Source organism: Micromonospora sp. WMMA1998, from assembly GCF_027497375.1.
Taxonomy (GTDB): Bacteria; Actinomycetota; Actinomycetes; order Mycobacteriales; family Micromonosporaceae; genus Micromonospora; species Micromonospora sediminicola.
Map to the genome: position 1 here is coordinate 704,088 of NZ_CP114911.1, position 11,190 is coordinate 715,277.

Annotated in this window: 1 protein-coding gene; it reads left to right on the forward strand. The window is 76.8% G+C overall.

What is annotated here, in order from left to right; genetic code table 11:
• Positions 1–7: 7 nt before the first annotated feature.
• Positions 8–11,173: a type I polyketide synthase gene (locus O7600_RS02920; RefSeq protein ID WP_281592152.1), complete on the forward strand. Its 11,166-nt coding sequence runs from the start codon at positions 8–10 to the stop codon at positions 11,171–11,173.
• The last annotated feature ends 17 nt before the right edge of the window (positions 11,174–11,190 follow it).

Sequence of the window (11,190 nt, forward strand, 5' to 3'; positions counted from 1 at the left end):
ATCGACCATGGCGGACACGGCAGTGGGCAGCACCGGACCGGCGGGGGACGAGCAGCGACTCCGGGAGTACCTGACCCGGGTCGTGACCGAGCTGCACCAGACCCGCCAGCGGCTGCGCGAGGTCACCGCCCAGGAGTCCGAGCCGGTGGCCGTGGTGGCGATGAGCTGCCGCTACCCCGGCGGGATCACCACCCCGGAACAGCTGTGGCGGTTCGTCGCCGACGGCGGCGACGCGATCGGCGACTTCCCCGCCGACCGGGGCTGGGACCTCGACCTGCTGCACCACCCCGACCCGGAGAACGCCGGCACCTCGTACACCGCCTCCGGCGGGTTCCTGGCCGACGCCGGGCAGTTCGACGCCGCGCTGTTCGGCGTGTCACCGCGCGAGGCGGTCGCCATGGACCCGCAGCAGCGGCTGCTGCTGGAGGTCACCTGGGAGCTGTTCGAACGGGCCGGCGTGGCGCCGCTGTCGCTGCGCGGCAGCCGCACCGGCGTCTTCGTCGGCACGTCCGGGCAGGACTACGCCGCCGTGCTGCACCGCGCCCCGAACGCCGAGGGGTACGTGCTCACCGGCACCGCCGCCAGCGTGGTCTCCGGCCGGCTCGCCTACACGTTCGGCCTGGAGGGGCCGTCGATCACGGTGGACACCGCCTGCTCGTCGTCGTCGGTCGCGGTGCACCTGGCCTGCCAGGCGCTGCGGGAACGCGAGTGCGGGCTGGCGCTGGCCGGCGGCGCGACCGTGATGGCCACCCCCGGCCCGTTCGTCGAGTTCTCCCGCCAGCGCGGCCTGGCCGCCGACGGGCGGTGCAAGTCGTTCGCCGCCGCCGCCGACGGCACCGGCTGGTCCGAGGGCGTCGGCATGCTGCTCCTGGAACGCCTCGGCGACGCCCGCCGCAACGGCCACCCGGTGCTCGCGGTGATCCGCAGCTCGGCGGTGAACTCCGACGGCGCGTCCAACGGCCTGACCGCCCCGAACGGCCCCTCCCAGCAGCGGGTCATCCGGGCGGCGCTGGCCGGCGCGAAGCTCACCCCCGACCTGGTGGACGTGGTGGAGGCGCACGGCACCGGCACCGTGCTCGGCGACCCGATCGAGGCGCAGGCGCTGCTGGCCACGTACGGGCAGGACCGCTCCACGCCGCTGCTGCTCGGGTCGGTCAAGTCGAACCTCGGCCACTCCCAGGCCGCCGCCGGCATCGCCGGGATCATCAAGATGGTCCACGCCATGCGGCACGGGATCGTGCCGGCCACGCTGCACGTCGACGAACCCACGCCGCACGTCGACTGGACCGCCGGCGCGGTCCGCCTGGTCACCGAGCCCACACCCTGGCCGGCGGTCGACCGGCCCCGCCGGGCCGCCGTCTCCTCGTTCGGGATGAGCGGCACCAACACCCACCTGATCCTGGAACAGTCCACCGAGGAGGCCCCGGAGCCGGCCACCCCGGCCGACCGGACCGCGCCGGTGCTGGTCACCGGCCGGACCCGCACCGCGCTGCGCCAGCAGGCCGCGCGCTGGTCCGCGCGCCTGGCCACCGACCCGGCGCTCGCGCCGGCCGACGTCGCCTGGACGTCGGTGGTGTCCCGCTCGCCGCTGGAGCACCGCGCCGTGGTGCTCGCCGCCGACCGGGACGAGCTGACCGCCGCGCTGGACGCGCTCGCCGACGACCGGCCCGCCCCGCAGCTCGTCACCGGGGCCGCCCGGGAGGCGGGCGAGGTGGCGTTCGTCTTCCCCGGCCAGGGGTCGCAGTGGGTCGGCATGGCCGCCGACCTGCTCGCCACCGCACCGGTGTTCGCGGCGGAGCTGACCGCCTGCGCGCAGGCGCTGCGCCCGTACGTGGACTGGTCGCTGCTCGACGTGGTGCGCGGCGCGCCGGACGCGCCGTCGCTGGAGCGCGTCGACGTGGTGCAGCCCGCGCTGTTCGCGGTCGGGGTGTCCCTGGCCGCGCTGTGGCGCTCCTACGGCGTGCACCCGTCGGCGGTCATCGGCCACTCGCAGGGCGAGATCGCCGCCGCGTACGTGGCCGGCGGGCTCAGCCTCGACGACGCCGCCGCCGTGGTGGCGCTGCGCAGCCGGGTCATCGCGGAGCTGGCCCGCGACGGCGGCATGGTGTCCGTGGCGACCACCGCCGGCGAGGCCACCGAGACGATCGGCCGGTGGGACGGGCGGGTGGCGCTCGCCGCGGTCAACGGGCCGACCTCGGTGGTGGTCTCCGGCGACGCCGCCGCACTGGACGAGCTGGTGGCGCACTACGAGTCCCGCGAGGTGCGGGTGCGGCGGGTGCCGGTGGACTACGCCTCCCACTCCGCGCACGTCGAACCGCTGCGCGAGCGACTCCTGGCCCGGCTCGCGGAGATCGAACCCCGCTCCGGCACGGTGCGGTTCCGGTCCACCGTCACCGGCGACTGGACGGACACCGCCGGCCTCGACGCCGACTACTGGTACCGCAACCTGCGCGAGACGGTCCGCTTCGACGACGCCGTCCGTGACCTCACCGCCGCCGGGTACCGCACCTTCGTCGAGGTCAGCGCCCACCCGGTGCTCACCATGGCGGTGCAGGACAGCGCCGAGGCCGTCGCCGGGCCGGACGCGGTCACGGTCACCGGCAGCCTGCGCCGCGACGAGGGCGGCCTCGACCGGTTCCACCGGTCCCTCGCCGCCCTGCACACCGCCGGGACGGCGGTGGACTGGCGGCCCGCCTTCGCCGGCCACCCCGGCCGCCTCGTCGACCTGCCCACCTACCCGTTCCAGCGGCAGCACTACTGGGTGCCCGCCGGCGAACCGGCCGCCCCGGCCGTCGCCGCCGGCCTGCTCGACCACCGCTTCTGGGACGCCGTCGACCGCGCCGACCTGGACGCGTTGCGCGACACCCTGGCGGTCGACGACGCCGACGCGGCCGAGTCGCTGCGGACGCTGCTGCCCGTCCTCGCCGGCTGGCGGCGGCGGCAGCAGGAGCACGGCCGGCTCGACGGCTGGCGCTACCGCGTGCAGTGGCAGGCCGCCGGCGAGCCCGCCGCCGCCCCGCCGGACGGGACGTGGCTGCTGGCGCTGCCCGCCGGCCACCAGGACGACCCGGCCGTCACCGCCGTGCGCGACGCGCTCGCCGCCGCCGGCGCCGACGTGCGCCCGCTGACCGTGGCGCCCGACGCCGACCGGACCGCGCTCGCCGCAGCACTCACCGAGCACACCGCGCCCGCCGACGTCGCCGGGGTGGTGTCGCTGCTCGCCTGGGAGCCGGCGGACGGCGCGCTCCTGCCCGGCCTGGCCGCCACGCTCATCCTGACCCAGGCGCTCGGCGACGCCGGCCTCGACGCGCCACTGTGGCTGGTCACCCGCAACGGCGTCGCCGCCACCGCCTACGACCGGGGCACCGACCCCGGGCAGGGTGCCCTCTGGGGCCTCGGCCGGGTGGTCGGCGTGGAGGCCCCGCACCGCTGGGGCGGCCTGGTCGACCTGCCCGCCGCGCCCGACGCCCGCGCCGCCGGCCGGCTCGCCGCGCTGCTGGCCGCGCCGCCCGGCGAGGACCAGATCGCGGTACGCGGCCCCGGCGTCCTGGTCCGCCGCCTGGTCCGCGCACCGATCGGCGACCGATCCCCGGTACGCCGGTTCACGCCCACCGGAACCGTCCTGGTCACCGGCGGCACCGGCGGCCTCGGCGCGCGCGCCGCCCGCTGGCTCGCCGAGGCCGGCGCCGAACACGTGGCGCTGGTCAGCCGGCGCGGCCCGGACGCGCCCGGCGCGGTCGACCTCGCCGCCGAGCTGCGTGAGCGGGGCGCCCGGGTGACCGTCGCCGCGTGCGACCTCGCCGACCGGGACGCGGTCGCCGCGCTGCTCGACCGGCTCCGCGCCGACGGCCCGCCGATCCGCGCCGTGCTGCACACCGCCGGGCTTCCCCAGACCACCCCGCTCGCCGACGTCACGCCCGCCGAACTGGCCGAGGTGACCGCCGGCAAGGTCTCCGGCGCGGCGCACCTGCACGAGCTGCTCGCCGGCGACGACCTGGACGCGTTCGTCCTCTACTCGTCCATCGCCGCCACCTGGGGCAGCGCCGGACAGGCGGCGTACGCGGCCGGCAACGCCTACCTGGACACGCTGGCGCAGCGGCGGCACGGCGACGGGCTCGCCGGCACCGCGATCGCCTGGGGCTCCTGGGGCGAGGGCGGCATGCACGTGGCCGACTCCGACCGCGCGCTGCGCCGCCGGGGTGTGCCGCCGATGGACGCCGACGTGGCGATGAACGCCCTGCGACAGGCCCTCGACCACGACGACGTGACGCTCACCGTCGCCGACGTGGACTGGTCCCGGTTCGCCCCGGCGTACGCCTCCGCCCGGCGCCGGCCGCTGCTGGAGGGCGTACCGGAGGCCAGGGCCGCGCTCGACGGCGGCGCGCCGGCCGACGACGCCGACGACGGTCCGGCCGCCGCCCTGCTGGCCCGGCTCGCCGGGCTGGGCGCGGCCCGGCGCGAGGAGACGCTCACCGACCTGGTCCGGGACCTCGCCGCCGACGTGCTCGGGCACGCCGACGCCGCCGCGATCCCGGCCGGCACCGCGTTCCGGGACCTCGGCTTCGACTCGCTGACCGCGGTGGAGCTGCGCAACCGCCTGGTCACCGCGACCGGCCAGCCGCTGCCCACCACGCTGGTCTTCGACCACCCCAACCCGGTGGCGCTGGCCCGGATGCTGCTGGCCACGCTGCTCGGCGGCGAGCCGGCGCCCGCGCCGACCGACCCGGTGACCACCGTCGCGGACGAGGAGGCGGTGGCCGTGGTGGCCATGGCCTGCCGCTTCCCCGGCGGGGTCAGCGACCCGGAAGGGCTGTGGCGGATCGTCGCCGACGGCGTCGACACGGTCGGAGCCTTCCCCACCGACCGGGGCTGGGACCCGGACACGCTCGTCGACGTCGACCCGGCGGCGTCCGGCACCACGTACACCGACCAGGGCGCGTTCGTGCACGACGCGGGCGACTTCGACCCGGCGTTCTTCGGCATCTCGCCGCGGGAGGCCGCCGCCATGGACCCGCAGCAGCGGCTGCTGCTGGAGGCGTCGTGGGAGGCGATCGAGCGGGCCGGCGTGGTGCCGGAGTCGCTGCGCGGCTCCCGTACCGGCGTGTTCGCCGGCACCAACGGCCAGGACTACCGGGCGCTGCTGCTCGTCGCCGCCGACGAGGCGGCCGGCTTCGGCGGCACCGACAACGCGGCGAGCGTGGTCTCCGGCCGGGTGTCGTACGCGCTGGGCCTGGAAGGGCCGGCCGTGTCGGTGGACACCGGGTGCTCCTCGTCGCTGGTCGCGTTCCACCTGGCCGTGCAGGCGCTGCGCCGGGGCGAGTGCGACCTGGCGCTGGCCGGCGGCGTGACCGTGATGGCCACACCCGGGTTGTTCGTCGAGTTCTCCCGCCAGCGCGGCCTGGCCGCCGACGGGCGGGTCAAGGCGTTCGCCGCCGCCGCCGACGGCACCGGCTGGGGCGAGGGCGTCGGCGTGCTGCTCCTGGAACGGCTCTCCGAGGCCCGCCGCCACGGCCACCCGGTGCTCGCGGTGGTTCGCGGCAGCGCCGTCAACCAGGATGGCGCGTCCAACGGCCTGACCGCGCCGAACGGGCCGTCGCAGCAGCGGGTGATCCGGGCGGCCCTGGCCGACGCCGGTCTGTCGCCGTCGGACGTGGACGTGGTGGAGGCGCACGGCACCGGCACCACGTTGGGTGACCCGATCGAGGCACAGGCGGTCCTCGCCACGTACGGGCAGGACCGGGACACGCCGCTGCTGCTCGGGTCGGTCAAGTCGAACATCGGGCACACCCAGGCCGCCGCCGGCGTCGCCGGCATCATCAAGATGGTCCTCGCCATGCGACACGGCGTCGTGCCGGCCACGCTGCACGTGGACGCGCCGTCGCCGCACATCGACTGGTCGGCGGGTTCGGTGGAGCTGGTGACCGAGGCCCGGCCGTGGCCGGTGGTGGAGCGGCCGCGTCGGGCCGCGGTGTCGTCGTTCGGCATCTCCGGCACCAACGCCCACGTGGTCGTCGAGCAGGCCGACGAGCCGGACCTCCGGCCGGTCCCCGCCACCAGGGGCCTGGTGGACACCGAGGTCACGGCCTGGCCGCTGTCGGCGCGGACCCGGACCGGCGTGGCCGCGCAGGCCGCCCGGCTGGCCGCCCACCTGCGCGCGGGGCAGGACGTCGACCCGGCGGCGGTGGCGTGGTCGCTGGCGACGACGCGTTCGGCGTTCGAGCACCGCGCCGCCGTGCTCGGCACGACGGGCCCGGAGCTGCTGGCCGGCCTGGACGCCCTGGCCTCGGGCACGCCGGCCGGGACCGTGGCGACGGGCTCGGTGGCCGTGCACGGGCCGGGTCCGGTGTTCGTGTTCCCGGGTCAGGGTGGTCAGTCGGTGCGGATGGCGGCGGGTCTGGTGGGCCGGTGTGCACCGTTCGACACGCGACTTGCCGAGTGTCAGCGGGCGTTCGCGCCGTACCTCGACGTGGACGTGGTGTCGGTGCTCACCGGCGACGACGATGCCTGGCTCGGTCGGGTGGAGATCCTGCAACCGGTGCTGTTCGCCGTCGGTGTGTCTCTGGCGCAGGTGTGGCGGGCCGCCGGTGTCGAGCCGGCGTTGGTGGTCGGGCATTCGCAGGGGGAGATGGCCGCGGCGTGCGTGGCCGGGGTGCTGTCGTTGGACGACGCGGCGCGGGCGGTGATCCTGCGGGCGCGCGCGTTGTCCACCCTGGCGGGTTCGGGCGGGATGCTGGCCGTGGATCTGCCCGAGGCGGAGGTTGCCGCCCGGATCGAGGGTGTGTCGGGCACGGTGGTGGCGGTGCTCAACGGGCCGGGGCATGTGGTGGTGTCCGGCCCTCCGCAGATCCTGGACGAGCTGCGGGAGCAGTGGCTGGCCGAGGGGGTGCGGGCGAGGCCGGTGCCGTTCGACTACGCCTCGCACAACCCCGCCGTGGAGCAGATCCGCGAGCGGATGCTCACCGACCTGGCGGGCTTGTCGCCGCAGCCGGGTCAGGTCCGGATGGTGTCGTCGGTGACGGGGGAGTGGGCCGAACCCGAGGGCATGGACGGGACCTACTGGTACACCAACCTGCGTCAACCCGTCCGGTTCGACGCCGCTGTCCGCACGGCGATAGCGGCGGGGCACACCACGTTCGTGGAGGTGTCCGCGCATCCGGTGCTGAGCCTGCCGGTGACGGCGATCCTCGACGACACCGACACCACCGGCCACACGCTGTCGACGCTGCGGCGTGGTGACGACGACGCGAGGCGGCTGTTGACCAGCCTCGCCACCGCCCACACCATCGGCCTGCCCGTCGACCTCGGCCGGGTCCTGGCCCCCGCGCCCACCGTCGACCTGCCCACCTACGCGTTCGACCGGAAGCGCTACTGGCTCACCACCACCGTCCAGCCCGCACACGACGTCGCCTCCGCCGGCCTCCAGGACGCCGCGCACCCCCTGCTCAGCGCCGCGCTGCCGGTCGCCGACGACCAGACCGTGGTGCTCACCGGCCGGCTGTCCACGCGTACCCACCCGTGGCTGGCCGACCACGTCGTCGGCCGCACCGTCGTCGTCCCCGGCACCGCCGTCGTCGACATGCTGGTCCGCGCCGGCGACGAGGTCGACGCCGGCCAGGTCGCCGACCTCACCCTGATCAGCCCGCTCGTGCTGCCGCCCACCGGCGCCGTCCAGGTGCAGGTCCGCGTCGGCCCGCCCGGCGACACCGGCGAACGCGCCGTCACGCTGCACTCCCGCCCCGCCGACGACCCCGCCGCCGACTGGACCCGGCACGCCGAAGGGCTGCTGACCCCGCAGACCACCGAACCGACGCCCGGGCCGGGGGAGTGGCCGCCGGCCGGCGCCGTCGAGGTCGACGCCGACCTGGACGACTGGTACGCCCACACCGCCGGCGCCGGCCTCACCTACGGCCCCGCGTTCCGCTGCCTGCACCGCGTCTGGCGACACGGCGACGAGGTGTACGCCGAGGTGACGCTGCCCGAGACGCAGGCCGCCGACGCGTCCCGGTTCGGCCTGCACCCGGCGCTGTTCGACGCCGCCCTGCACGCCACCGGCCCCACCGCGCTGCTCGGCGCCCCCGCCGACGCCGGCAGCGGATGGCTGCCGTTCACGTTCCGCGCGGTCACGCTGCACGCCCACGGGGCCACCCGGCTGCGGGTCACCATCCGCTCGCTCGGCCCGGACACCGTCGCCGTCACCCTCGCCGACCCGGCCGGCCGCCCGGTCGCCGAGGTCGGGTCGCTGACGTTCCGGCCGGTCGGCGCCGGTCACGACGACGCCGCCGCGCTGCGCCGCACCTCGGTGTTCCACCTGGACTGGACCCCGCTGCCGACCACCGACGCCCCGGCCCCGGCCCACTGGGCGCTGCTCGACGGTCCCGACGCCACCGGGCTGGTCGACGCGCTGGCCGACGCCGGACAGCGGGTGAGCACCCACCCCGACCTGGCCGCGCTCCTCGCCGCGGTGGACCGGGGCGAGGACGTACCGGAGATCGTGATCGACCTGCGCGGCGGCCCGGACCCCGACCCGGAGCGGGCCGACGCGGACGCCCACGACGCCACGCGCGACATGCTGGCGCTGCTGCGGCAGTGGCTGGCCGAACCGCGCCTGGAGGCGACCCACCTGGTCGTGGCCACCCGGGGCGCGGTCGCCGCCGCGCCCGGCGAGGCGCCGCGCGACCTGGCCCGCGCCGCGGTGTGGGGGCTGGTCCGCTCCGCCCAGTCCGAACACCCCGGGCGGTTCACGCTCCTCGACCTCGACGACACCGCCGCCTCGCGGGCCGCGGTGCCGGCCGCGCTGGCGTCCGGCGAGCCGCAGCTCGCGCTGCGCGACGGCGCCGCCCTCACGCCCCGGCTGGTCCGGGCCCGCGACACCGGCGTGCTGGCGCCCCCCGCCGGCGGACAGCCGTGGCGGCTCGACGTGACCGAGACGGGCACGCTGGAGAACCTGGCGCTGCTGCCCGTCCCGGTCGGGGAGGGCACGGTGCCGGCCGGACACGTCGCGGTCGAGATGCGCGCCTCCGGGCTGAACTTCCGCGACGTCGTGCTGGCCCTCGGCATGGTCCCCGACCAGCAGGTGCTGGGCAGCGAGGGCGCCGGCGTGGTGCGCGAGGTCGGCCCCGGCGTCACCGGGCTGGCCCCCGGCGACCGGGTCATGGGCATCTTCGCCGGCTCGTTCGCCACCGTCGCCGTCACCGACCACCGCATGGTCACCCGGATCCCCGACCACTGGTCGTACAGCGAGGCGGCCGGCGTCCCGGTGGTCTTCCTGACCGCCTGGTACGGCCTGGTCGAGCTGGCCCGGCTGACCGCCGGGGAGTCGGTGCTGGTGCACGCCGCCACCGGCGGTGTCGGCATGGCCGCGGTGCAGATCGCCCGCCACCTCGGCGCCGAGGTCTACGGCACGGCCAGCCCCGCCAAGTGGCCGGTGCTGCGGGCCACCGGCCTCGACGACGACCACATCGCCTCCTCCCGTTCCCTCGACTTCGCCGACGAGTTCCGTGCCCGCCGCGCCGGGCGGGGCGTCGACGTCGTGCTCAACTCGCTGGCCGGCGCGTACGTCGACACGTCGCTGCGGCTGCTCGACCCGGGCGGCCGGTTCGTCGAGATGGGCAAGACCGACCCGCGCGACCCGGCCCGCGTCGCCGCCGACCACCCCGGCGTCAGCTACCAGGGCTTCGACCTGATGGCGGCCGGCCCGGCCGTCGTCGGCCGGATGCTGCAGCGATTGATGGCGCTGTTCGCCGACGGCGCGCTGCGACCGCTGCCGCGGCGCACCTGGGACGTCCGGCGCGCCCCCGAGGCGTTCCGGTTCCTCAGCCAGGCCCGGCACGTGGGCAAGCTGACGCTGAGCATCCCGGCCACGCCCCGGCTCGACGGCACCGTCCTGGTCACCGGCGCCACCGGCACGCTCGGCGCGCTGCTCTGCCGCCACCTGGTCGCCGCACACGGCGCCCGGCACTTGCTGCTGGTCAGCCGGCGCGGCCCGGACGCCGAGGGCGCCGACGAGCTGCTCGCCGACCTCAAGGCCGGCGGCGCGGAGGTGCAGCTGGTCGCCGCCGACCTGGCCGACCCGGACGCCGTGGCCGACGTGCTGTCCCTGGTGGACGCCCGGCACCCGCTGCGCGCCGTGGTGCACACCGCCGGTGTCGTCGACGACGCCACCGTCGAGTCGCTCACCCCGGACCGGCTCGCCGCGGTGCTGCGTCCCAAGGTCGACGCGGCCTGGAACCTGCACCGCGCGACCCGGGACCACGAGCTGACCGCGTTCGTGCTCTATTCCGCCGCCGCCGGCCTGATGGGCGGCCCGGGCCAGGGCAACTACGCCGCCGGCAACGCGTTCCTCGACGCGCTCGCCGACCACCGGCGCTCCCTCGGCCTGCCCGGGGTCTCCCTGGTCTGGGGCCTGTGGGCCACCGCCAGCGGCATCACCGGCCACCTCGGCGCGGTCGACCGGCGCCGGCTGGAACGCAGCGGCCTGGTGGCGCTCACCGACGACGAGGCGCTGGCCCTGTTCGACGCCACCTGGCGCTCGGAACGACCGACGCTGATGCCCGCGCGGATCAGCACCCGGCCCACCGGCGGACCGGTCCACCCGCTGCTGACCGCCCTGGTCCGGGCCGGCGCCCGACGCGGCACGGTCACCGAGGCGGCCGGCGGCCCCGCGTTCGCCGACACGCTGCGCGGCCTCTCCGCCGACAGGCGCGAACGCGCGCTGCGCGACCTGGTGCTGACCCACGTCGCGGTGGTGCTCGGCGCCGGCGACCCGGACGCGGTGGAACCCGACCGCGCGTTCCGGGAACTCGGCTTCGACTCGCTCACCGCCGTCGAGCTGCGTAACCGGCTCGGCGCCGCCACCGGGCTGCGCCTGCCGGCGACGCTGGTCTTCGACAACCCGACGCCGGCCGCGCTCGCCGCGCACCTGGCCACCCGGATCGCCGTACCCGACGGCCCGGCCGACCGGACCGCGGGTCTCGGGCCGGACCTGGACCGGCTGGAGGCGGCGCTGGCCGGGTTGGACCCGGACGACGAGGCCTACCGCGGGATCACCGAGCGGCTGCACGGCCTGCTGGACCGGCTCACCGCCCGGCAGGCCGACGCGGACGACGACGACCTGGAGTCGGCCACCACCGAGAACATCTTCGACCTGATCGACCGCGAGCTGGAGACGTCTTGAGCGACGGCCGCGACGAC

What these genes read in the sequence shown, in the direction of transcription:
- O7600_RS02920 (WP_281592152.1), top strand. Translation starts at nt 8, where the DNA reads ATGGCGGACACGGCAGTGGGCAGCACCGGACCGGCGGGGGACGAGCAG.